Genomic DNA, 23441 nt, shown 5'->3' with positions numbered 1-23441 from the left:
CCCTTCAATCTATACCTTATATTCATAAGAGAATAATACAATGATGGAATGATTATTTTAATATTTATAAAATAAGGAGAATTATGAAAGAAATAATCCATGCATGTATTCAGGAAACGGAAGATTTATTTTTGCCTTATGACAAATATATAGAGTTGGCATTGTATCATCCCCAAAAAGGTTATTACCAACGCAGAAAAGATAAACTTGGAAGTAAAGGGGATTTTTATACTTCTGTCAGTATGTCACCAATCTTTGGTGAATTCTTAGGTAAGTGGGCGGGTCGGAAATTAAGTGAACTTAATTTATCACCTGTTATATGCGAACTTGGCGGTGGCACAGGGAAAATGGCATGTGATTTTTTGAGAGGGTTGGAACTAGTGAACCCGAAGCTCGCATTAGATGCAACGTATTATATTATTGAATCAAGTCCGTATCATCAAGATTTTATTGCGGAGGTTGCTGCAAACGATCATAGAATAAGATTATTAGATTCCATTAAAGATATGCCCATGATAGATGGTCTGATCCTCTCAAATGAATTTTTTGATGCTTTCCCTGTTCATATTTTGGTAAGAGAAGAGAATCAGTGGAAAGAAGCAGGTGTTACTATGATGCTGGGAGAACTGATTGAGACAACCAGAGAGCTCAACAATCAGCTTCTTTCATCTTATATAGAGAAGTGGAATATACCCGATTTTATCAATCGAATAGAAGTGCCATACCCGATGGTGACTGCTTATCAGGAAATCATCAAAAAAATGGGAGGGGGATTTCTTATGACGATTGATTATGGAATGGATATCGAGGATCTCTATATACCTGCTCGTAAAAATGGAACATTAAGAGGGTTTAAAAGCCACCAATTAGTAGACTCCATACTTGAAAATCCGGGAGATGTTGATATAACCAGTACGGTCAACTTTTCTTTGCTTAAAGATGAAGGAAGAAGAGAGGGGCTTAATTTGGAGTACTGGGGAGGGCAACAATCATTTTTACTGGAGGAAGGGATATTAAACGAACTTGTCCCACATGTGGATACCGATCCATTTTCATCAATCAGCAGACGCAACAGACAAATCAAACAATTAGTGTTGGGAGATTGGATTAGTGAGAGCTTCAGTATTTTAGTTCAATCGAGGAATATAAAAAAACCTTGATTGTTTAGCTCAATCAAGGTTTTACTATGAGTTAATGTCCCGCTCCAGGAGTCATCATGAATGTTGTCCAATAGGTAAACCCGGCAAAGAAAACGGTTAAATACGCACCAAAGACATATAAGTACATTCTCTCAGATAGTTTTAAGTAGCTTAAAATGACAAAGAAACCAGTTTGACCGAAAAAGATGAGTGATGTTGTATGCATATCACCTATAAAGAACATGACTGCCATAATACCAGTCCAGAAACCACAAACTCTGAACATTCTGTCCATTCCCAAACCTCCCTTATCCCCTTATAATTCCATCATTACTATTATAAGGATATTGATAGGGAATGTAAACTATCTCAAAATAGAATAACCGAATTTTATGATTAATTACCAGCCAGGAGCCTATACGAACAAGCATGGCAGTCTGCATAATCAAACATATTTTCTTCTTCAATTAGTTCGATTGAATCAAAAAGTACATCGAACATACCCCGCAAGAATTCTAGATGCATTCCGCACACTGTTTCTTTTTGCTCGAAGGCTATTTCTTTGAAAGGGCAATTATGAATTTTAAAGAAAATAGCTGATTGATCTTCACTAGTTATAAATTCGGGATTGAATCCCGCAGTTATTGATGCTTCTTTTATAATAGCTAGTTTATGATCAAAAGAAAGGCTTTCCTGTTTTCCGCCATGTCCTTTCATATGCTGTTCTGCAAGCTCTTTACCGAATAGTTTTCCTGTATTAAATAAGGCTGTTTTCCCAGCCTCTCCCAAAGAGAACATCGTTTCAATGGCTATTTTAGAAAGAAGCTGATAATCACGATATGGGAAGTTAAGTTGTATAACATCTTCTGATAATCTATATAATCTGCTTGGTCGTCCGCCTTTTCCTGTTTTCTTTGTTTCGGAAACAAGCATATTTACATCCTCAAGCTTTGTTAAATGCAAACGAGCAACATTGGGATGAATCTCAAAAATATCCGCGATTTCCTGTACTGTGACCTCGCTATGCCTTTTAGCTATATGCTGATAAATATAGTATCTGGTCGGATCTGATAATACGTTGGTAATTTTTAATGTTTGGTCCACTATGTCCACCTCACGCTCTTAATAATTCCATTATAATACAGTTATATATGCTTTGATATGTCATTTGTGATTAATATCACAATATGGAAGGATATGTTGTAATTTAGCCACAATTTGTTAACTAAATATTCAATCTTTTGTTATTAAGTAATATCTTAATTTTAAAATTAATCTGTAAATATTTAAATAAGCCTAAATAGATGAAATTTTTCATATTTATGAATCGTTTTCCAAAAAAGCTACTAAATGTGACAAATTTTGAAACTTTCAAGATGTATGCAGGGATTAGAAGATTGATGTCTAATACCATAATGCATAAACATATAAAGGAGGTGAAACAGGAATTGCTCACCATCGATAAACTAGCCGATAAAGTTGTAACAGAAGCAGTAAAATTTAAAGCCTCAGACATCCATATTATCCCCCAGCGAAAGCAAACCCAATTACATTACCGTGTTCACAATCGGTTATTCCCTGGAGGCAGTTATCAGAGAGACAGAGCAGAAAGGCTCATTTCCCATTTTAAATTTATGGCCGGGATGGATATAGGAGAAAAGAGACGTCCACAGTCAGGTGCTTTAACGATGTTTATTTCTAATAAATGGATTGGCCTTCGTTTATCAACCTTACCAACTCCATACTCAGAATCACTCGTCATCCGCATTATTCCTAATTTGCAAACTCTCCCAATTGAAGAAATCTCCCTATTTCCAAAAATGTCAACGACTTTAATTTCCATGCTGAAGCATTCTCATGGTTTGTTATTGTTCTGCGGTCCGACTGGAAGTGGAAAGACCACTACTTTATATTCCATGCTTCATCATGCAAAACATACTATTAATCGAAATATCATTACTTTAGAAGATCCCGTTGAACATCAGTCCGATGATGCCATTCAAGTCCAAATTAATGAGAAAGCCGGAATTAGTTATTCCATCGGTTTGAAGGCAGCTTTGCGACATGACCCAGATATTATTATGATTGGAGAAATTAGGGATGCCGAAACAGCAAGGATAGCAGTTCGTGCCGCTTTAACAGGCCATTTAATATTAAGCACAATGCATGCAAGTGATGTATTAGGGGCAGTAAGAAGGCTCATGGAATTTGGTATAGACAGAGAGGAAGCTAAACAGACTCTTTTAGGAGTAACATCCCAAAGATTATTAGAATTGCATTGCCCTTTTTGTGTGGATGAATGCTCACCATATTGCCTCATGGAAAAGCATAGGGGAAGGGTAAGCGTGCATGAAATGATTTATGGCAATGAATTGGCGAAAGTATGGGCGGAGATGGAAGGAGATAAAGTAGACTATCAATATCCGGATTTATCACACCTCATAAGCAAGGCTGTGGCTTATGGGTTTGTAGATCAAAAAGAATATGAGAGGTGGGTGCATGACGACTAATCAAAAGTCCCGATGGTCTGGTAAGGATCAGGCGAGGTTTTTGCAGGAATTAGGCGATTTATTGGAAAACGGATTTACCTTGTATGAAGGGATTGAATTTTCACTCATTCATGGGAAAAAGAAATATCGTGATGGAATCAGAGAGGCGCTTGATTTATTAAAAGACGGCCATACATTTAGAGATTTTTTAGAGTGGCTGAATTTTGAACAAGAGTTGGTTGGTTTGGTATCCTATGGAGAAAAACATGGACAGCTATCAAAATCTTTACAGGATGGGGGAAAGATCTGGTTAAAGAAAAGTGAAGATCGTGCAAAATTAAAAAATCTATTATATTATCCAATTTTCTTGCTTGTTTTTACATTTGCTTTGCTACAAGCGTTCACCAATTATTTATTGCCCAAATTCTCAGAAATGTATCAGGGAACAGGACAAGAAACCAATATATTTTTAAAACTATCGGTTTTACTCGCTACTTTGATTAATAATCTGCCTCTTATTATCATTCTGCTATTAACCTTCCTAATGCTCATTTACCACTACTATTTAAAAAAAATATCTAAAATAAAACAGGAATTACTGATGAATAAAGTCCCTTTATTACGTACATTTAGAAGACTTTCGAGCACGTATTATTTCTCTATGCAGCTTGGTTCTTTATTGAAGGGCGGCGTTTCAATAATAGATGCTTTAACTATCATGAGCGCACAAGATCCCAAAAAACTGGTAAGGGAAATTGCCCATCAAATGATTGAGCGCCTACAAGAGGGCGATACACTTGATAGTATTTGCGGTACTATAAAAATCTTTATGACAGACTTTGAAAGAGTAATCAGCCACGGGCAAAAAAACGGTTTACTGGGCGAGGAGTTGCTTTACTACAGTAAAATGCTATTAAGTGAAATGGAAATGAAGACAGAAAGATATATAAAGGTGGTTCAACCGTTAATGTTTGGCATTGTAGCCATACTTGTAATTCTGCTCTATCTGGCCATCTTAATGCCAATGATTTCATTAATGAATACGATATAGGACGGTGTATTTGATGAAATATATTAAAAATGAACAAGGATTTACATTGATTGAAATGTTGATTGTGATGTTGGTTATATCTGTTTTATTAATTATTACAGTACCAAATGTAATGAAAAATCAGGAAGCAGTTAATGGCAAGGGATGCGATGCATATGTCAAGATGGTTGAGGGACAAGTGCAAGCGTATAAATTAAAGGAAGGCAGTATGCCGTCCTTGGAAAACCTTACTTCAGAAGGGTTTTTAAAAGAGGATGTTAAATGTCCGGAGGGGAAAACCGCCGTCATCGCGGCTGATGGAACTGTCAGTCTTCAGGATTAACAAGGATGGAAAGGAATGAAGATGGTTTTACTTTAGTAGAGGTGTTAATGGTACTTGGATGTCTAACTTTAATGCTGACTGTCGTAAGTACCATTACATTTAAGATGTTTGAAACATATGAGCAAAAGGTGTTCTTGAATCAACTTCAGAAGGATATTTACTATGCACAAGCCTATGCTTTTGAAAATAAAACATATGTCACACTTAGATTTGCCACCGAACAAAATGAATATTCAGCTTATACGTACACGAACCATAAGATTTTATCGATACAAAAGGCTGAATCAATAAAGTTTAAAAAAGTTGGTAATGTGACGGTCACCTACACTTCATCAGGCAATATCGAAGGGCCGACAACAATCAATCTGACAGATAAAAATGGGAAAACGATTTACAAGCTTGTTTTTCAATTAGGGAGGGGGAGATTTTATATATCAGAGATATAAAGAGAATGGGTATGTTATGTTGGATCTCCTGATTTCATTTGGAATACTGATGGTAAGCTGCTGCTTATTACTGCCTGCATATATGGTCAGCATGGCACAAAAGAATGACTATAGAATGGAGGAAGTTGCATTAAATAGGTTATTTGAACAATTGAATGATCATGAAATAAACGGCCGTCCGTTATATAGCGGACAAGCAGATATTGAAGGGAAGACCTATACTTTTTATCTTGAAGGGGACGTTTATGTTGCGGAGTATAGCAACTCAAAGAATAAGTTACAAAAAGTATATGAAATTCTGCCTAAAAAATGATGGATTTACAATGGTTGAGATGCTGTTTGCGCTAGGGTTATTCTCTTTATTAGCCGTGTTTATGACAGGTGCGCTTGCAAGCGTCACGGACTGGCATAATGAAGATGTGAATACCAACTCCAGAATGGAATGGAATATCTTCATCCGCCAATTGGAGAGGGAAATACAAAAGTCAAGAAACTTGGAAGTCCCAAAAAGCAATGTCCTTTTACTGGATAAAGAAGGAGAAGAGGTAACGTATGAGATTTACTACAATATGGTGAGAAGGAGAGTAAATGGGTCAGGTCATGAAATGGTTCTCCAAAATATTAAAAGCTTCCATTTAAAAAAAGAGGAGAAGTTACTGACGATAACAGTAATGTTTATAAATGGTGATAAATATGAAAAACGGCTATTTAAACGATATAAATATGAACCTTCTTAAAAATGAGCGTGGGATATTTATGCCTGTAGCACTATTATTCTTTTCAGTTATATTTGTTGTGTGTTTTTATTCGATTGGAAAAATGACTCAGGAAGTAACGTACCATAAATTCCAAATGGAATGGCTAAAAACTACCTATCTAGGTGATGTGGGTACAAATGCTGCGATCTCAATGCTTGACGATGGACATATCCCAGAGACAAAAGGGGAATGGGTTTATTATAATGGAAGAATAACCTATCATATAAAGCCACTTGAGAATGGTTTCTATCAAATCTCACTTGTTATTCAGACGGACCACACTGTGAGACGGGAAACCATCACTTATTCAACAGCGGCAGGAAAAGTTGTAAACTGGACAGGTAGTTAGGGGGAATGGTATGACTGTCATTTATTTAATTGGATTTATGGGATCGGGGAAAACGACTACGGGTATGGCACTTGCTGAAAAACTGGACTGCTCCTTTTATGACAGTGATCAGAGGGTGGTTGAATGTACTGGAAAGTCTATCCCGCAACTCTTTGATGAAGTAGGAGAAGAGGGGTTTAGAGAAATAGAACAGCAGGCATTACAATCCTTGCCCACTGAAAATAGTATCATCGCAACAGGCGGTGGAATCATCCTAAGGGAGAGCAACCGAAAATATATGAACGAAAATGGTACAGTCATTTGGCTGGATGCCAGTCCTGCTGAAATTATGAAAAGGCTGGAAACTGATGCTTCAAGGCCCTTATTGAACAACGATAAAAATGAACAGATTGAACGTCTGTATCAAAAGAGGATGAATCTGTATAAGCAAGCTTCTGAATTTCATTTGCTAACAGATAGAAAAACAACATTAGATATTATCGATGAGATTTTAATGAAAATCACTGTAAACTAGCATTTCTTTGGGAAGTCCATGAATAGAGTATAGGAAATGTGGAGATACTGCTGATGGGTGAATAGTGATGAAAACAAATGATTATGTAAAATTTTTAACCATTCAATGGTTAGTGTATATGAAACAGCCAAAGGAACAACGTAAAGAGCAACGTCGCCATCATAAGGATGACAGGCAGCCATTCATGAGCCATTGGTTTGGAATCATTCCGGTATCCATTCGAATGCTCTTTAAACGGAAGACTCTTTAAGTAGTGTTTACTTAAGTAAAACAGTGGATTCAAATTCGAATCCACTGTTTTTTATGTACTCCTTTTTCCTAACTATGTTTTATATCGATACAATGAGTTCGCGTTAACAAGCAAAAAACAGGTACACCCTTTAAATATGGCTTTTGGATAATTGAGTTTACTTGCATTCTATAAAACAAGTGTATTCCTATTATTTGGTTCGTTCAGGTATATGAAATTCTTCTAGACCCTATTTTCAACCTGAGATATATAGTTACAAGAATGGTTTTTGGAGAATTAACTATAGCTGGTCTTATTATAGCCGCTTTTTTATACACTTTTCTCCCTTATATAGCTTTACCAGTAAGATAAAAGAGTCCCCCATTTATGATGTTGACACGGATCCGGGGTTCATATTGCATGCGCAATGCCTCTTTTTCTAGTTCATACGTTTTACTTTCCTCTTCTTTTTGATCCTCATAAAAATGGTTCAGCAAATTTAGATCTTTATTCCAACGTACATAGGCATCATCAGCCCACGCGTGGTCATCCTGATTGATTTTATTTTGAATATACGTTTTTAGTCTATTCAACCCGCTTTGATAACGAATGATCGGTGTCAGTGTAAATGTATAGTCAGATATTTTAGGTGTAAGCGTGAGTTGGTCAACCGAATCAATAAAATTTTCTGCAAAAATACCATTGATTAAATTTAATCCGATTGAACAAAATAAGTCCTTTTTTCGATCACACTCATAGGAAATATTTACATTCACAACCAGCCACGGAAATAAAGGCATTTGGCCACTTGTCACTTTAATTTCCTCAAATAAGCGAATATGCTTAGATAATTTTTGGGCAGATGAAAATATTTGGTGAAGGCGTGGTGACCCAAAATGAATGAATTCTCCCTTTGTATCAGGAGGGGCAGCCTCCTTATCAAGGATAAGAGTTAAACTCATCGGATTGGGTACTCCACCTATCTTTTCGAGATAATGCCAGTAAAAAGGACGGTTCATTAATTCTTTATCCATATCAATCGTCAATTGCACAGTGAGGTGGGCTGGTCCCTGATTGATGATTTCACAATGATTGGTTGTGAAAAATTGAACGAGAAACTCATGAATTTCCTGTTGCTGCATGTGAAGGCATCTCCTTTTTAATGTCTTGGGCAAGTTGAATTAAGGAAGTGAGATTATCCATTTTAATTTTCATCTCACCTTCTGTTTTTGATTTGCTGACGATGTCAGTTAGATGTTCATCAAGATTCTTAACCTCCAGTCTGGTTAGAATATCATCAAGTTCTCCAACAACTCGTTCAAATAAACGGATTTTTTCATATAGGATTTTCATAATATGTTCTTCAATGGTATTCTTGGTGGCGAAATTATAAATGCGGACATCTTCTGTTTGTCCAAGTCTGTGTATTCGGCCAATTCTTTGTTCCAGGCGCATCGGATTCCAAGGTAAATCAAAGTTAATAATATGATGGCAAAATTGCAGATTAATTCCTTCTCCACCTGCTTCTGTAGCTATTAAGACTTGTGCTTGTTTTTCAAATAGTTCTTTCATCCAGTCTTTCTTACTGCGTTTAAACCCACCACGGAATGGAACAGAAGTGATTCCATTTTGCTTAAGAAACCACTGTAAATATAATTGAGTGGCTCTATACTCGGTGAAAATAATGACCTTATCTTTAATGGAATGAATCAATTCAAGCGCTTTTTTTGCTTTTGAATTGCAATCAACCAATTCAACCTGGTTAATCAGGTTAAGTATTGCTTGCTTATAACTTGGTCCGGCATCTGGATTTCGATCCAGCATATTTTTCAGCGTAAAGTAGACTGCTTCTCTGCTGCTGCATGCTTCTCGTTGCAGAGTTAAAGTAGAAAATGTACTTCCTATTCCATCAGGTAATTCTTTTCTAAATGAAGAAACACCATCATAAAGAGATTGTTCTTTTTCAGTGAACTCAATAAATATCGTTTCCACTTTTCTGCTGGTCCATTCAATTCCGGTGTCCTGTCGTTTATTTCGAATCATGACCATATTCACCAATTCTTTTAAATAGGCATCATCTTTCAATGAACGCTTTTTAGCAGAAAAACGTTCGTTAAATTTAGCATAGCTCCCCAGATGGCCTGGTTTAAGCAATGAAACAAGATAAAAAATTTCTTCAAGCTTGTTTTGAATAGGAGTCGCCGTTAACAGTAAGCAGAATTTTTTCTGGATTTTTTGTACAAATTCATAGTTTTTGGTTTTATTGTTTTTTAATTTATGAGCTTCATCAATGATGACAATGTCATAGGTTTGTTCCAAAATGGCTGAGCGATGCGGTTCCCGTTTCGCGGTATCAATAGATGTAATGATACATTCTGAGTCCCATCCATATCCTTTTCTATATATGACAGCCGGAATATGGAACTTCTGATTCAGCTCTTTTGCCCATTGGGAAACAAGGGAAGCTGGAACAAGAATCAGGATTTTGCTTACTAACCCGCGAATCATATATTCCTTTAAAATAAGACCAGCCTCGATCGTTTTACCAAGCCCAACTTCATCAGCCAGTATGGCTTTGCCATTCATCCTTTCAATGACTTCTGTAGCTGCTTCCAGCTGATGGGATAGAGGCGTAAATCCAGATAAATGTTTTGGACTGAGGAGTCCATTGAATTCCGGAATTAGATTATGCTTTTCAGCTTCCAATCCGAGCTTGAAAAGAGAATAGTTGCACCATGGACCGTCCCCGTTAATTTTTTCTTCAAGTTCCTTTTCCCACTCTTCATCGAAATAGATCTTTGGTGTTAAACTCAATGCAACCCCCAACTTTCTTGATTTAAGCTTTTTAGTAAAATGTATGGTCAAATTAAAAAAATCTAGTTTCCTATCATTCGTTCCTGTAAGGAAATGGTTGCCACCTGATTATTGAAGATGGTAGGATATAAATATATAGATTATTTTGAAAATGGCTTACCTCTTGCTTTTTGTTTAGTATGACCAAATTACATAAGAATATGAGCGAATGAAGGCAAGGGGAGAGACCGTATAATAGCGGCACCGAAGGAGCAAATGGAAAATCCATGAATCTCTCAGGTAAACAGACGCTTGCTGGACGCATCTCTGGAGAGCGCTTTCTTATTTGCAAAGCCACCCAAGAGGAAACGCCAACGCACACACAAATGCCGGCGGTAAACTTTCAGGTATCAGGACAGAGACTTCCCATATAAGGGAGGTTTCTGTCCTTTTTCACATGTTTGTCTACTAGTTATCAATACATTCAATCTGAATAGCTGAGAGAAGTTGTGCTCTAAAGTAAGAACATATAAACAGTATCATTAAATAAAGATGCAAGAGGATCTATATAAAACAAACTTTTTATTTTTAGGAGGATAAGGATGGGAGAATTAAAGCAGACTCCGCTTATCAGTGTGTACAAAGAATATGGTGGAAAAACAATTGATTTTGGCGGCTGGGAATTGCCTGTTCAATTTTCGGGCATTAAACAGGAGCATGAAGCAGTGCGTACAAAAGCAGGCCTCTTTGACGTATCACATATGGGGGAATTCACTGTTAGGGGAACTGGTTCTTTACCATTTCTGCAGCAGATGATGACAAATGATGTAAGTAAGCTAAAACCAGGGCGTGCGCAGTATACGGCTATGTGTTATGAAGATGGCGGAACAGTGGATGACTTAATTATTTATAAAAAAGATGAAGACGATTATTTATTAGTAGTGAATGCTTCTAATATAGATAAGGATTTTGAATGGCTGCAAAAATATGCTGGTGAAGATGTGGACCTGAGAAATATATCTGAAGAAATGGGGCAATTGGCCTTGCAAGGGCCGCTTGCTGCAGATATTTTACAGGGGCTTACAAAGGATGTTGACCTGGACAGTATCGGATTCTTTTCTTTTCGCGAAGATGTCATGATTAATGATATTCGTGTACTTGTTTCCAGAACAGGCTACACAGGTGAGGATGGTTTTGAATTATATTGTAAGAGCGATGATGTGGTCAATTTATGGAAAAACCTTTTAGCTTTTGGCACGGATAGGGGTCTAATTCCCTGTGGTCTCGGGGCAAGAGATACGCTTCGCTTTGAAGCAAAATTGCCTTTATATGGCCAAGAACTTTCTCCGTCAATTACACCAATTGAAGCAGGGATAGGTTTCGCTGTCAAAACGGATAAAGAACATTTTATTGGGTTGGAAGTATTAAAAGAGCAGAAGGAAAATGGCGCGTCTCGGAAGCTTGTTGGCATTGAAATGATTGATCGCGGCATTCCCAGACATGGATATCCGGTTTTTGATAAAGATGAACTAATAGGTGAAGTGACTACGGGAACGCAATCTCCTACATTAAAGAAAAATATTGGCCTTATTTTGATCAAAGCTGAATTTGCAGTCCTTGATGAGGAAGTAGAGATAGAAATCAGAGGAAAAAGAGTGAAGGCGCAAATCGTCAATACCCCATTTTATAAACGTACTCAGGCAGGAGGAGTAAAAAAATGAAGCATCGTTACTTACCAATGACAGCCCAGGATGAGAATGAGATGTTAGACGCGATTGGTGTAGAATCAATTGATGATTTATTTTCTGATATCCCTGAAAAAGTAAGATTTAAAGGTGAATATAAGATAAAAAAGGCAAAGTCCGAAACATCTTTACTGAAGGAATTAACAGAGCTTGCTGAGAAAAATGCCAATCTTAAAACGAACAGTTCTTTTCTTGGTGCTGGAGTATATGACCATTACACGCCTATCATCGTTGATCATGTCATATCAAGATCAGAATTTTATACCGCTTATACACCGTATCAACCAGAGATTTCCCAGGGGGAATTGCAGGCTATTTTTGAATTTCAAACAATGATTTGTGAACTGACTGGAATGGATGTGGCGAACTCTTCCATGTATGATGGCGGTACTGCGTTGGCTGAAGCGGCTATGCTGTCAGCAGGCCATACACGCCGAAAGAAATTGCTCGTTTCAGAAGCGGTACATCCGGAATCACGAGCAGTGTTATCCACTTATGCAAAGGGCCAATATCTTGAACTTGAAGTTGTCCCTTGTAAAGATGGAATTACGGATACAGAACAGTTGGCGAGAATGATGACGGATGATACCGCTGGTTTTATCACACAATATCCAAATTTTTTCGGCCGAATTGAAAATTTAGCTGAAATCGAAAATATTGTTCATGAGCACAAGGGAATGTTCATCGTTTCTAGTAATCCACTATCCCTTGGTGTCCTGAAACCACCCGGTGAATTCGGTGCAGATATTGTCGTAGGAGATGCTCAGCCATTCGGAATACCTGCTGCATTTGGCGGCCCGCATTGTGGATATTTTGCCGTCACGACCAAGCTAATGAGAAAGGTACCAGGACGTTTGGTAGGTCAAACACTCGATGAGGAAGGCAAAAGAGGGTTTGTACTAACCTTGCAGGCAAGGGAACAACATATTCGCCGCGACAAAGCAACCTCAAATATTTGTTCTAACCAAGCGCTAAATGCACTTGCAGCTTCTGTGGCCATGACTGCTTTAGGGAAGAAAGGTGTTCAGGAAATGGCCCTTCAAAATCTTCAAAAAGCGCATTATGCTAAGGAACAACTGAAAGGGACGGGACTTGATATTGCCTTTGAAGGACCATCATTCAATGAATTTGTCGTTAAATTGAATGGTTCCGTGGCTTTGGCTAATAAAAAGCTTCTGCAAAAAGGGATTATTGGTGGTTATGATCTGGCCAGGGATTATCCTGCACTAACCAATCATATGCTTGTGGCTGTCACAGAAATGCGTACGAAAGAAGAGATTGATAGATTTGTTAGGGAATTGGGGGATTTTCATGAATAAGCACGATCAACCATTAATATTTGAACAGACAAAACAGGGTCGCATCGGCTATTCTTTACCTGAAATGGATGTTCCGAATGTAGCATTGACAGACCTTTTGCCTGGGGACTTTATTCGCACAGAGGAACCAAAGCTTCCAGAAGTATCGGAGTTGGATATTATGCGCCATTATACCGCACTTTCGAGAAGAAACCATGGTGTCGATTCCGGTTTTTATCCGCTTGGTTCCTGTACCATGAAGTACAATCCGAAAATAAATGAAAATGTTGCCAGGCTAAATGGATTTGCTCATGTTCATCCGCTCCAAGATGAGGAAACAGTGCAGGGATCCTTAGAGTTAATGTTCGATTTGCAGCAAAGTTTGAAGGAAATTACAGGTATGGATGAAGTCACTCTGCAACCGGCAGCTGGTGCGCATGGAGAGTGGACGGGATTAATGCTCATTCGTGCTTACCATGAAGCCAATGGGGATTTCAATCGTGTAAAAGTAATTGTTCCCGATTCTGCACATGGCACAAATCCTGCATCAGCAACAGTAGCAGGATTACAAACCATTACGGTGAAATCCGGTCCGGATGGATTGGTGGATCTGGAAGATTTGAAGAGGGTAGTAGGTCAGGATACAGCAGCCTTAATGCTTACAAATCCGAACACATTGGGACTTTTTGAAGAGCAAATAGTTGAAATGGCTGAAATTATTCATGGTGCCGGTGGTAAACTATATTATGATGGTGCCAATTTGAATGCTGTTTTGTCAAAAGCTCGGCCGGGTGATATGGGCTTTGACGTTGTTCATCTTAATTTGCATAAGACATTTACTGGACCGCATGGCGGTGGCGGACCGGGGTCAGGACCAGTTGGAGTGAAAAAAGAGTTGATTCCGTTTTTACCTAAACCACTTATCGTAAAAGAAGAGAATGGTTATCGACTTGATTATAATCGCCCGCAATCAATCGGCAGGGTAAAACCGTACTATGGTAACTTTGGAATCAATGTCCGTGCCTATACGTATATTCGTTCAATGGGACCAGACGGATTAAAGGCTGTAACAGAGTATGCCGTTTTAAATGCCAACTATATGATGCGAAGATTGGCAGAGTACTATGATCTTCCATATGATAAGCACTGTAAGCATGAATTTGTAATCAGTGGTAAACGTCAGAAGAAGCTGGGTGTTCGAGCCCTTGATATTGCCAAGAGATTATTGGATTTTGGCTACCATCCACCTACCATCTATTTTCCTCTGAATGTGGAAGAATGCATGATGATCGAACCGACTGAAACAGAATCAAAAGAGACATTGGATGGCTTTATTGATGCCATGATCCAAATTGCCAAGGAAGCAGAGGAAAATCCAGAAATTGTCCAGGAAGCACCACATACTACTGTAATCAGTCGCTTAGACGAAGCACTGGCTGCACGTAAGCCTGTATTGAAATATCAAAATTGATAGAACATATTATGGAAGCAGCTATCATGAGATTGGGTAGCTGCTTTTTTGAAAAGAAGGAAAATTTGGTCAGGAATTGGAGGGTTTATAATCGAAAATATAAATTTGAGCCTTTCAACTGAAAGGCTAATGCTAAGAGAACTGATGATCAGTGATTGGGAAGATGTACATAAATACGCTTCGCATGATATCGTTTGCAGATACCAGCCCTGGGGACCGAATACGGAAGAGGAATCAAGAGATTTCGTGAGCCAAGTTATTGAAGATTCAATAAAGGTACCAAGAACAAGATTTGTTTTTGCGATTATATATAAAGAAAAGATGATTGGAGCCGGAGAGTTTAATAGTAGAGATTTTACTAATAAAGCGGGCGAAATCGGCTATATTGTTCATCCGGATTATTGGAGAAAAGGAATTGCTACCGAAGTCGCTACTCTGCTAATTAACTTTGGATTCACAGAACTGAAAATGCATCGAATATTTGCAACCTGCGACCCAAGAAACATAGCTTCATCAAAAGTGTTGGAGAAAGTTGGAATGAGCAGGGAAGGGCAAATTCGCGATGATTTGTTATTGAGAGATGGCTGGCGCGATTCACTGCTTTATAGTGTGTTGGAGCACGAGTGGTAAAAGTTTAAAGAAAAAGAGGCTTCTGGCTTCTGTTAAAACTAAAGACCATCTAAAAGAGTTAGAAGCATTTATCATACTCATTCTTTATCGATGATATATAAGGAACATAGCATTCTATAGGTATATAAGTGTATACTAATCATATATAATAAAATTTCAGAATATTTGTATAATTTAGATCCAGTCAATTTGCTGTGTATATAAAAGGATGCTGAAGGAGGGATAAAATGAAGGTGCTAACAAAATTAGTGCCCGAATCTCTTAGGGCGAAACTTGTTTTGTTTTTTATGACCATCCTTCTTTGGCTTGCTTTCTCTAATAGTATACTAATCTATTTATTTGTTAGCTATGTTCAGGAATACAATATGACTATGGAGACGATTACTTTAACAAATTCAATCAATGGTGGACTCATCCAAGAGCTGGACGGTGAAATTATTGATATCCTTTATGGAAAAGTTAGTTTTAATTCAGGTTCACAATACGAGCTTCTTGCCGATATGAACAAAAACCTGGATCAAATTGAAACAGCGGACAAGGAAGGGATATTTAGTGAAAAAATATTGGATGTTCGTGAGACTCTGACTACTACAAAAGAATATATCGATAAACTGGGCGAAGATATTAAATATAATCAACCAGCTGAGGCGCGATATATAACCTACGAATATATTACAATTGCATCTGGTCTTGTTGCCGATCAAGTACGGATGTTGTTACAAGAGACACTGAACTACAGCGAGCAATCAAAAAAAGAAATTAAGGAACATATAAAGAGGGATGTTACCATTTTTGGAGTTGTTTTTATCTTTGTAATCTTTTTTTCTTATTTATTTGCCTGGTACATATCTGGAAATATAGTGAAACCTATTCATCTTTTACGAAATACTACCAATGAAATTGCAAAAGGAAACTTTCAAATTGGGAATATAGAAATCAATGCCAAGGGTGAAATAGGTGATATATATCGTTTTTCTAATCAAATCATTCATAATTTAAAAGAAATCATCTTCAATGTTAGAGAAACAGTGGATTCTGTTTCACTGTCCTCACAGGATCTTCTAAAAAGGATTCACCTAAATCGGGCTGCTGCCAAAAAGGTGGCAAATGAAATTCAGTCAGTATCGGGTGCCCTTCATAAACAAAAAAATATGGTTAAACAAACTGCTTTTTATCTAAAGGATATTGTAGCTCAGATTCATTCCATTGTTTATGAGGGTGAAATTGTGCATTCCCTTGCCAATGAATCATTGGATTTTATCAACAAAGGAACCCTTGAAATTTCTATGATTAAAGATTTAATGAATAAAACATCTTCATTAGTGGAAGAAGCAGTAAACGAAGTCCAATCATTATCAAATGCATGTGCCAAAATGGACAGCAATAATAGGACCATACATCAGCTCATCAATCAAACAGGTGAAATTATACATCAATTTACTTCAAGTCGAGCATACGATACAGGAACTGATTTAAGTAAGCTAACCCACCACATGAACTCCCTCCTGCAAACCATGCATTTATTTTATAAACAAACAGAAGAAGAATATATATTTGTAAACTATAAAATGAAAACCATTTCAAATCAAATGATGACAATCAAAAATAAAATCGACGATGACTATCAGATCCTGAAGGTTCAAAAATTACTTAATTCCATAAATGCCAATGCATTTGATGTTCAAGTAAAATATTCATCTTTGGTTGAAAATATGCGGGATCTAGCCAGCCGAATGGACACCTCTAAAAAAAGCCTTAATGAAATCGAGCTTTTCTCCGAAAGAATTAATTCGAATATCATGAACGTGGCAGCAATGGAACAGTTAATTTCATTGGAGGATGTATCGGAATCGAGTATAAAGCTAGTAGAACAGTTTAAAACACTGGAAAAAATGATTGAAAAGTTTAAAGTGTGACCAGCTATCAAAACTAAATGAACCCCGAAAATGGGTGGTGTCCGTATGAAAGCAAGAAAAAGATTTAATTCAAGTTTTCAGTTTAAATTGCTAGTAGTTTACCTTTTCTTTACAGTAGTAACATTGGTATTTGCAGCTAGCATTATCTATATCGCAACATATAACATGGCTTATAAGAAATCACAAGCTATAGCTTCGCTCCAAGCAAAACAAATCACTGACGATATTGACCGCTTGATTAATGATTTAGACAAGTTTTCTGATCTAAGAGATATGCCCAGTGTTATGACGTTTTTACAGAGTGAGGATGGCTACGAAAAAGAGGCAAATAACATTCTTAATAGATATACATTTCTTCGCGAAACACATCCTTTAGGAACGAGTATTCTAGACTTCAGTATTTACGGTATGGATGGTAAAGTCTTAAATGAATTTAGGGGAATTTATAAATTAAAATCTCCTCCTATTGAAAGTTGGTCATTTACGTCAAAAAATAATTATTTCATTTCACCTATTGTTGAAAATGGGTTCCCAGCTATTTCATTCATTGTGCCCATTCATGATCCGATATCAAACACCGTAAGAGGCTATTTGAAAATAGTTATGGATGCATCTCCCATTTTGACCATTCTTTCAAGAGAGGTGGCCGAGGGGTATGGGTCCTTTCATATCGAATCAAGTAAAAGCAATGAAATGCTATTACCACTTAAATTATTAGCGGAAAAGCCGACAACGATAGTTTGGAAGAGTCATGAAAACGAGAATTCAGGCACTATACTAAAGGAGGATTCTTTCATTGTCTATGAAACTTCAAAATCCAATAACGATTGGAAAGTCGTAGGTGTGGCTCCCGCAAATAAAATTCTTGAAGATGCATATTATAGTAGGAATTTCACTATTGCAGGCTTAATATTGGTTCATATTTTATTATTCATCCTTTACTTCTTCTACATAAATAAGAGAATTACACCTATTCGTATATTAAAGGAAAAGATGCAACAAGCTTCAGAAGGTGATGTGAATGTCCATATATCGGATACCAAAGGTAACCCGGATGAAATCTCGCAACTCATCGAAGATTCTAATAAATTGATTGGCCGAATCAAAACACTTTCGAATGAAAGGAATTTGGAGAATAGGCTCCTTCGCATGGCAGAATTCCGGACAATGCAGGAACAAATCAATCCGCATTTTTTATACAACACGCTTGAAACAATCATCTGGATGTCTGAAGCAAAGAAACATGAACAGGTCATTGATGTAACCAAGGCAATGGCACAGTTCTTTCGTATTTCGTTAAGCAAAGGAAAAGATTTGATTACGATCCATGAGGAAATGGAACATATTAAAAACTATTTGTTTATTCAAAAGGTCAGATATGAGGATATACTTGATTTTACTTTTCACATCAATAAAGAAATCCTCGATTGTAAAATATTAAAGCTATCTTTGCAGCCGCTGGTGGAAAATGCGATCTATCATGGGATAAAAAATAAACGTGGTAAAGGGTTTCTGTTGATAAAAGGAGACATCAATGCGGAAGGCAATATCATTATAGAAATTATTGATAATGGAATTGGAATGAGTGGAGACAGACTTGAAGAGCTTCGGCTGCAAATTGCTAAAGATAAACCAATAAACGGTGCAAATGGGATTGGCTTATTAAATGTTCATCAAAGGATCCGTACTTTCTATGGAGAAGCTTTCGGATTAAGTATGACAAGCTGGCAAGGTTCAGGTACACGTGTTTGTTTAACAATCCCGCAAATGAGAGGAGATTCTGCACATGAAGAAAGTGTTTCTGGTAGATGACGAAAAGATGATCCGGGAAGGGGTTTGTAATAGTATTGATTGGGAGGGAAATGGGTTTTCCTATTCTGGAGATGCCTGTGATGGGGAAATGGCGCTTCCTTTGATTGAAAGAGAAAAACCCGATATTGTCATTACAGACATTCAAATGCCTTTTATGAATGGTCTTGAACTAAGTGGTATCATTAGGAAAAAAATGCCGTGGATTAAGATTATTATTTTAAGCGGATATGATGAATTTGAATACGCAAGACAGGCATTAAGCCTCCAAATTTCTGAATACTGTTTGAAACCAGTTGGGTCGCAAGATCTGCTGGCAATTCTGAAAAAAGTATCTGATCAAATTGATAAGGAAAAAAGCCAAATAAATTCCAAGCAGTATCAATTCATAGACAAGCCAAAATTAAAAGAAGTATTTATGTTTAAGTTATGCAAAGGGGTATACTCTAAAGCTGAGGCAATGGAAAAAGCTGAAGAACTTGGGATCGATATCATTTCAAACTATTACCAAATTCTTGTTGTGGATTCAGACAAGGCAGAAGATTTACAGTTCATTGGTATGGATGGAAAGATTGATTGTTTTGTTATCAAAAAGGATGCAAAAGAAAAAATCTTTTTCTTAAAGGGAGATTCGAGGGAAGAGCTGGAGAAAGAATCAGTCGAGATAAGCTATATACTAAAAAAAGAACCAGATTCTCTTACATTTGGGTTTGGCCTGATAAAAGATCGAATTGAAGATATTTATGACTCATTGAGGGAAGCATCTAAAGAAAAAGATTTATTAATAAGAATCGGACAAAAATATCAGGTTGAAAACTCGGAGTTGGATTTAAACGGAAATAAAGAAGTCCATCATTTTAATCGTAAAGAATTAATCGATTTTATCAAAAATGGGGAAGAGGAAAAAATGACCGAGTTTTGTGAATGTTACTCTGGTTACCTTAAAAGAGAAGAATATCAGCGTAGGCCATTCTATACCTACTATTTTCTGATGGACTTTACCATCACGATTACACATTATATGAAAGAACTCGAAGGTGACACATTGAGTACACTTCAGGAAATGAGACAATTAGAGTTAAAAACAAGTTTGATCACTGATCACTCTGAAATCCTGGCATACATGGTCGATATGCTGAACATTGTGTTCCAGTTCCGCAACGAGTCAAAAAATAATTCCAGTCAATTAATCCATAATGTAAAGAACTATATCAATCAGAACTATCATAATACCGATTTATCATTAACATCAATTGCCCGTGCAGTAAGCATAAGCCCGGCCTATCTAAGCCATTTGTTTAGTAAAGCAAATGGGCATACAATCATTGAATATATAACAACCACCCGTATTGAGCGGGCGAAAGAATTACTCAGGACAACAATTCAAAAGACATACGAAATTGCTTACTTGGTAGGATACAATGATTCTCAATATTTCTGCCATACTTTTAAAAAGGCAACAGGTATGACGACCAGAGAATATAGGCAGAGAAATAAACGACAGAAACAAGCATTATGATTACTAGGCTACTAAATAAAGAACATTTAATACTAGGCTTATAAACCAGTACTAAATGTCCTTTTTTTGTTGGTTGTAGGCTGTATTTTATTTTGTGTTGAAGGAGTGGGTTCGACAAGGGTTAGCCTCTTCATGCGTAAATCCTGTTCTAAATAGTGAAGCAATCATGAAAGATCAATAAAAATGATGCAGGATGAAAAATATTCTAAAAAATCTCCAATTTTTTTGAAAGATTCTCCATTTTCATATTTGTGAAAGCGCTTTATAATTTGATTGAATCAATAATTATATGAATTACAGAAGGGGGTTTATAGGGAATGTCCAATTCTTACAAGTCTAAGCTGGTATTGGTTATGATGCTGATATTCACGCTTGTATTGTCAGCATGTGGGGGAAAAGAAGAAGGTGCAGGTGGAGGAGCTTCTGGAGGAAAAGATGATAAGCTGGTTATCGGTTTTTCACAAGTTGGTGCAGAAAGTGAATGGAGGACCGCAAATACAGAGTCGATGAAAACAGCGATCACGGATGCCGGCCATCAGCTGAAATTCTCTGACGCTCAGCAAAAACAAGAAAACCAAATTAAAGCAATCCGTTCCTTCATTACCCAGAAAGTGGATGCAATCGTATTCTCTCCGGTTGTGGAAACAGGTTTTGAAACTGTTTTAAAAGAGGCAAAAGAAGCAGGAATTCCAGTATTCCTTGCTGACCGTTCCGTTGATATTGAAGATGATTCACTTTGGGCAACTTTCCTTGGTTCAGACTTTATAGAGGAAGGAAGGAAAGCAGGTAACTGGTTAGTTGAAGAATATACTGACGAAAAAGGGCCGGTCAATATCGTTGAGTTACAGGGTACTGTAGGGTCAGCGCCAGCAAATGACCGTAAAAAAGGATTTGAAGAAGTAATATCCAAGCATCCGGATAAATTTAAAATCATTAAATCACAAACAGGTGACTTTACCAGGGCTAAAGGTAAAGAGGTCATGGAAGCATTTTTGAAGTCAGATGGAAAGAATATCGACCTTCTATACTCCCATAACGATGACATGGCAATTGGTGCCATTCAGGCAATTGAAGAGTATGGACTAAAGCCGGGAGAAGATATCAAGATTATTGGTGTCGACGCAGTTAAAGGTGCTTTTGAAGCGATGTCTGATGGGAAAATGAACGTTACAATCGAATGTAACCCACTATTTGGACCGCAAATGGTTGAACTTATTGAAAAACACCTTGCTGGTGAAGAAATACCGAAACGAGTAGCAGTTGAAGAAAGCATGTACACAATGGATCAAGCAGAAGAGCTTCTGCCATCTCGGAAATATTAAATGGATATTTGAAAATGAGCCACTCTAAGTTGACCACTGTAAAGCCGAGCAGGAGCAAGCTTTGTAACAGAAAGTACGAAACTAGAGTGGCTTTACCACTATTAGGAAGAGTTGAGGGAGGGAACATTATGGCCAATCAAACTCCAAGACTCATTATGGAAGGGATAGATAAAGAGTTTCCTGGTGTAAAAGCCTTATCCAATGTTCATTTGCGACTTTTCCCTGGAGAAGTACATGCGCTTATGGGAGAAAATGGTGCGGGAAAGTCTACCCTGATTAAGGTTTTAACAGGAGTTTATTCTATCGATCGTGGAACAGTCACATATGAAGGTAAGAAAATCCATATTACGAGCACAATCGAAGCACAGGAAAAAGGTATCAGTACGGTTTATCAGGAAGTGAATCTTTGTACCAACCTGTCAGTGACAGAGAATATTTTTATTGGCAGGGAATTGAAAAAAAGAGGCATGATTGACTGGAAGGATATGCATAACCGTGCAAAAGATTTGCTATCGGGTTTTGGTATCAACATTGATGTAAAGAGACTATTAGGTTCGTACTCAATCGCCATTCAGCAAATGGTTGCGATTGCCCGTGCAATTAATGTATCTGCGAAGATTTTAATTCTTGATGAACCAACATCCAGTCTGGATAGGGATGAAGTAAAGCAATTATTTGCAGTCATACGTAAGTTGAAGTCTGAAGGAATGTCCATCGTTTTTGTAAGCCACTTCTTGGATCAAATCTATGAAATTACCGACAGGCTGACTGTTCTTAGAAATGGTAGGTGGATTGGTGAGTACATGACCAAGGAACTTCCCCGATTTGAGCTTGTCTCCAAAATGCTGGGTAAAGAAATAAATGAAATGGAATTGATTGAAAAAGACAAAGACAAGAACCAGGAAAAAGGAGAACTATTACTCAAGGCGGAAGATGTATACAAAAAGGGGAGTATTGAACCATTCAACCTTGATATCCATAAAGGAGAAATCGTTGGACTTGCAGGGCTTCTCGGTTCTGGAAGAACTGAGATGGCCAGACTTCTTTTTGGGGCGGATAAGGCAGACAAAGGAACAATCAATATACGGGGTAAAAAAGTATCACTTAACAGCCCTAAGCATGCCATCTTGCAAAAAATTGCATTCTGTTCGGAAAATCGAAAAGAGGAAGGCGTCATTCCTGAGCTGACAATCCGGGAGAACATGATTTTGGCCATCCAAGGTGTTTACGGCTGGTTCAAGTTTATATCCAAAAAGAAACAAGTTGAGATTGCCGATGAGTATATTAAGTTGTTGAATATTAATCCGGCTAACCCTGAGCAATTAATCAAATATTTAAGCGGTGGCAACCAGCAAAAAGTTATGCTTGCAAGGTGGCTGATTACCCAGCCCGACTTGTTGATTTTGGATGAACCAACCCGTGGAATCGATATCGGGGCAAAGGCGGAAATCATGAAATTGATGAACAACCTAAGCAAAGATGGCATGTCCATACTCTTTGTCTCTACAGAACTTGAAGAAATCTTGCGAACTTGTAATAGAATCGCTGTTTTGAGAGACCGGCAAAAGGTGAATGAATTGGATAATAGCAGTGATATTACCCAACAAGACATCATGAGACAAATGGCCGGGGGGGTATAAC

Annotated in this window: 23 protein-coding genes and 2 riboswitches; of the genes, 19 read left to right on the top strand and 4 right to left on the bottom strand. The window is 37.5% G+C overall.

The genetic code is table 11. The features are described 5' to 3' along the window. The first annotated feature begins 83 nt into the window (after positions 1-83). Complete coding sequence (locus AC4G3K_RS03150) at positions 84-1160, top strand: class I SAM-dependent methyltransferase (RefSeq protein WP_491132453.1); 1077 nt, start codon at positions 84-86, stop codon at positions 1158-1160. A gap of 31 nt (positions 1161-1191) precedes the next feature. Here the strand turns inward: AC4G3K_RS03150 and AC4G3K_RS03145 are convergent, their stop codons facing one another. Continuing rightward, positions 1192-1434 (bottom strand): DUF2626 domain-containing protein, encoded by a 243-nt coding sequence (locus AC4G3K_RS03145; protein ID WP_491075828.1) that lies wholly within the window; start codon positions 1432-1434, stop codon positions 1192-1194. Positions 1435-1535: 101 nt separating this feature from the next. Beyond that, positions 1536-2243, bottom strand: a complete 708-nt coding sequence (locus tag AC4G3K_RS03140) for a helix-turn-helix transcriptional regulator (RefSeq protein ID WP_491132452.1) — start codon at positions 2241-2243, stop codon at positions 1536-1538. Between the two features lie 296 nt (positions 2244-2539). On the opposite strand from AC4G3K_RS03140, the gene comGA reads away from it, so the two are divergent. The 9 genes from comGA (at position 2540) to AC4G3K_RS03095 (ending at position 7318) form a co-directional block, all read left to right on the top strand. Beyond that, positions 2540-3649 (top strand): competence type IV pilus ATPase ComGA, encoded by a 1110-nt coding sequence (comGA, locus tag AC4G3K_RS03135; RefSeq protein WP_491075826.1) that lies wholly within the window; start codon positions 2540-2542, stop codon positions 3647-3649. Next, a complete protein-coding gene (gene comGB / locus AC4G3K_RS03130; RefSeq protein WP_491132451.1) occupies positions 3639-4679 on the top strand; it encodes a competence type IV pilus assembly protein ComGB in 1041 nt (346 codons plus the stop codon). Before comGA ends, comGB begins: the two co-directional genes overlap by 11 nt. A 13-nt stretch (positions 4680-4692) precedes the next feature. Continuing rightward, a complete protein-coding gene (gene comGC, locus AC4G3K_RS03125) occupies positions 4693-5001 on the top strand; it encodes a competence type IV pilus major pilin ComGC (protein WP_491075824.1) in 309 nt (102 codons plus the stop codon). Positions 5002-5006: 5 nt separating this feature from the next. Beyond that, the gene (gene comGD, locus AC4G3K_RS03120; protein ID WP_491075823.1) at positions 5007-5447 is read left to right on the top strand and encodes a competence type IV pilus minor pilin ComGD; all 441 of its coding nucleotides are present in this window, start codon (positions 5007-5009) and stop codon (positions 5445-5447) included. A gap of 16 nt (positions 5448-5463) precedes the next feature. Next, positions 5464-5760: a hypothetical protein gene (locus tag AC4G3K_RS03115; protein WP_491075822.1), complete on the top strand. Its 297-nt coding sequence runs from the start codon at positions 5464-5466 to the stop codon at positions 5758-5760. After that, positions 5693-6184, top strand: a complete 492-nt coding sequence (gene comGF, locus AC4G3K_RS03110) for a competence type IV pilus minor pilin ComGF (RefSeq protein ID WP_491075821.1) — start codon at positions 5693-5695, stop codon at positions 6182-6184. The genes AC4G3K_RS03115 and comGF overlap by 68 nt, the downstream gene beginning before the upstream one ends. Continuing rightward, positions 6141-6554 (top strand): competence type IV pilus minor pilin ComGG, encoded by a 414-nt coding sequence (comGG, locus tag AC4G3K_RS03105; RefSeq protein WP_491075820.1) that lies wholly within the window; start codon positions 6141-6143, stop codon positions 6552-6554. Before comGF ends, comGG begins: the two co-directional genes overlap by 44 nt. A gap of 10 nt (positions 6555-6564) precedes the next feature. Beyond that, positions 6565-7068 carry a shikimate kinase gene (locus AC4G3K_RS03100; RefSeq protein WP_491132450.1) on the top strand — a complete coding sequence of 168 codons (504 nt, stop codon included), beginning with the start codon at positions 6565-6567 and terminating at the stop codon, positions 7066-7068. A 67-nt stretch (positions 7069-7135) separates the two neighbouring features. Further along, positions 7136-7318: a YqzE family protein gene (locus tag AC4G3K_RS03095; RefSeq protein WP_491132449.1), complete on the top strand. Its 183-nt coding sequence runs from the start codon at positions 7136-7138 to the stop codon at positions 7316-7318. Between the two features lie 326 nt (positions 7319-7644). On the opposite strand, the gene AC4G3K_RS03090 is transcribed toward AC4G3K_RS03095, so the two are convergent. Next, on the bottom strand, positions 7645-8439 hold the full coding sequence (locus tag AC4G3K_RS03090; protein ID WP_491132448.1) for a YqhG family protein: 795 nt from the start codon (positions 8437-8439) through the stop codon (positions 7645-7647). Beyond that, entirely contained in the window at positions 8417-10111 is a 1695-nt protein-coding gene (locus tag AC4G3K_RS03085) for a DEAD/DEAH box helicase (protein WP_491132447.1), read from the bottom strand. The genes AC4G3K_RS03090 and AC4G3K_RS03085 overlap by 23 nt, the downstream gene beginning before the upstream one ends. Before the next feature lie 208 nt (positions 10112-10319). Further along, a riboswitch (glycine riboswitch) is annotated at positions 10320-10412 on the top strand. A 2-nt stretch (positions 10413-10414) separates the two neighbouring features. Then, positions 10415-10512, top strand: a riboswitch (glycine riboswitch). 180 nt (positions 10513-10692) lie between these two features. On the opposite strand from AC4G3K_RS03085, the gene gcvT reads away from it, so the two are divergent. The 9 genes from gcvT to AC4G3K_RS03040 all read left to right on the top strand — a co-directional run bounded on the left by gcvT (position 10693) and on the right by AC4G3K_RS03040 (position 23440). After that, positions 10693-11811: a glycine cleavage system aminomethyltransferase GcvT gene (gene gcvT / locus AC4G3K_RS03080; protein WP_491132446.1), complete on the top strand. Its 1119-nt coding sequence runs from the start codon at positions 10693-10695 to the stop codon at positions 11809-11811. After that, on the top strand, positions 11808-13154 hold the full coding sequence (gcvPA, locus tag AC4G3K_RS03075) for an aminomethyl-transferring glycine dehydrogenase subunit GcvPA (protein ID WP_491132445.1): 1347 nt from the start codon (positions 11808-11810) through the stop codon (positions 13152-13154). The genes gcvT and gcvPA overlap by 4 nt, the downstream gene beginning before the upstream one ends. After that, positions 13147-14604, top strand: coding sequence for an aminomethyl-transferring glycine dehydrogenase subunit GcvPB (gcvPB, locus tag AC4G3K_RS03070; protein WP_491132444.1), 1458 nt, complete (start codon positions 13147-13149; stop codon positions 14602-14604). The genes gcvPA and gcvPB overlap by 8 nt, the downstream gene beginning before the upstream one ends. Positions 14605-14733: 129 nt before the next feature. Beyond that, positions 14734-15234 (top strand): GNAT family N-acetyltransferase, encoded by a 501-nt coding sequence (locus AC4G3K_RS03065; RefSeq protein WP_491132656.1) that lies wholly within the window; start codon positions 14734-14736, stop codon positions 15232-15234. A 227-nt stretch (positions 15235-15461) separates the two neighbouring features. After that, positions 15462-17150, top strand: a complete 1689-nt coding sequence (locus tag AC4G3K_RS03060; protein ID WP_491132443.1) for a methyl-accepting chemotaxis protein — start codon at positions 15462-15464, stop codon at positions 17148-17150. 45 nt (positions 17151-17195) lie between these two features. Further along, positions 17196-18962, top strand: a complete 1767-nt coding sequence (locus AC4G3K_RS03055) for a cache domain-containing sensor histidine kinase (protein WP_491132442.1) — start codon at positions 17196-17198, stop codon at positions 18960-18962. Beyond that, positions 18937-20478 (top strand): response regulator transcription factor, encoded by a 1542-nt coding sequence (locus AC4G3K_RS03050; protein WP_491132441.1) that lies wholly within the window; start codon positions 18937-18939, stop codon positions 20476-20478. The genes AC4G3K_RS03055 and AC4G3K_RS03050 overlap by 26 nt, the downstream gene beginning before the upstream one ends. Before the next feature lie 317 nt (positions 20479-20795). Further along, complete coding sequence (locus AC4G3K_RS03045; protein WP_491075809.1) at positions 20796-21800, top strand: ABC transporter substrate-binding protein; 1005 nt, start codon at positions 20796-20798, stop codon at positions 21798-21800. Between the two features lie 128 nt (positions 21801-21928). Next, on the top strand, positions 21929-23440 hold the full coding sequence (locus AC4G3K_RS03040; protein WP_491132440.1) for a sugar ABC transporter ATP-binding protein: 1512 nt from the start codon (positions 21929-21931) through the stop codon (positions 23438-23440). Position 23441 lies beyond the last annotated feature (1 nt).

The organism is Bacillus sp. z26, assembly GCF_058313635.1.
This window is presented reverse-complemented; position numbering and strand designations above follow the sequence as displayed.

Coding starts and splice junctions, on each gene's coding strand:
- AC4G3K_RS03150 (WP_491132453.1), top strand. CDS start 84: ATGAAAGAAATAATCCATGCATGTATTCAGGAAACGGAAGATTTATTT.
- AC4G3K_RS03145 (WP_491075828.1), bottom strand. CDS start 1,434: ATGGACAGAATGTTCAGAGTTTGTGGTTTCTGGACTGGTATTATGGCA.
- comGA (WP_491075826.1), top strand. CDS start 2,540: ATGTCTAATACCATAATGCATAAACATATAAAGGAGGTGAAACAGGAA.
- comGB (WP_491132451.1), top strand. CDS start 3,639: ATGACGACTAATCAAAAGTCCCGATGGTCTGGTAAGGATCAGGCGAGG.
- comGC (WP_491075824.1), top strand. CDS start 4,693: ATGAAATATATTAAAAATGAACAAGGATTTACATTGATTGAAATGTTG.
- comGD (WP_491075823.1), top strand. CDS start 5,007: ATGGAAAGGAATGAAGATGGTTTTACTTTAGTAGAGGTGTTAATGGTA.
- AC4G3K_RS03115 (WP_491075822.1), top strand. CDS start 5,464: ATGTTGGATCTCCTGATTTCATTTGGAATACTGATGGTAAGCTGCTGC.
- comGF (WP_491075821.1), top strand. CDS start 5,693: ATGTTGCGGAGTATAGCAACTCAAAGAATAAGTTACAAAAAGTATATG.
- comGG (WP_491075820.1), top strand. CDS start 6,141: ATGAAAAACGGCTATTTAAACGATATAAATATGAACCTTCTTAAAAAT.
- AC4G3K_RS03100 (WP_491132450.1), top strand. CDS start 6,565: ATGACTGTCATTTATTTAATTGGATTTATGGGATCGGGGAAAACGACT.
- AC4G3K_RS03095 (WP_491132449.1), top strand. CDS start 7,136: ATGAAAACAAATGATTATGTAAAATTTTTAACCATTCAATGGTTAGTG.
- AC4G3K_RS03090 (WP_491132448.1), bottom strand. CDS start 8,439: ATGCAGCAACAGGAAATTCATGAGTTTCTCGTTCAATTTTTCACAACC.
- gcvT (WP_491132446.1), top strand. CDS start 10,693: ATGGGAGAATTAAAGCAGACTCCGCTTATCAGTGTGTACAAAGAATAT.
- gcvPA (WP_491132445.1), top strand. CDS start 11,808: ATGAAGCATCGTTACTTACCAATGACAGCCCAGGATGAGAATGAGATG.
- gcvPB (WP_491132444.1), top strand. CDS start 13,147: ATGAATAAGCACGATCAACCATTAATATTTGAACAGACAAAACAGGGT.
- AC4G3K_RS03065 (WP_491132656.1), top strand. CDS start 14,734: ATGCTAAGAGAACTGATGATCAGTGATTGGGAAGATGTACATAAATAC.
- AC4G3K_RS03060 (WP_491132443.1), top strand. CDS start 15,462: ATGAAGGTGCTAACAAAATTAGTGCCCGAATCTCTTAGGGCGAAACTT.
- AC4G3K_RS03055 (WP_491132442.1), top strand. CDS start 17,196: ATGAAAGCAAGAAAAAGATTTAATTCAAGTTTTCAGTTTAAATTGCTA.
- AC4G3K_RS03050 (WP_491132441.1), top strand. CDS start 18,937: ATGAAGAAAGTGTTTCTGGTAGATGACGAAAAGATGATCCGGGAAGGG.
- AC4G3K_RS03045 (WP_491075809.1), top strand. CDS start 20,796: ATGTCCAATTCTTACAAGTCTAAGCTGGTATTGGTTATGATGCTGATA.
- AC4G3K_RS03040 (WP_491132440.1), top strand. CDS start 21,929: ATGGCCAATCAAACTCCAAGACTCATTATGGAAGGGATAGATAAAGAG.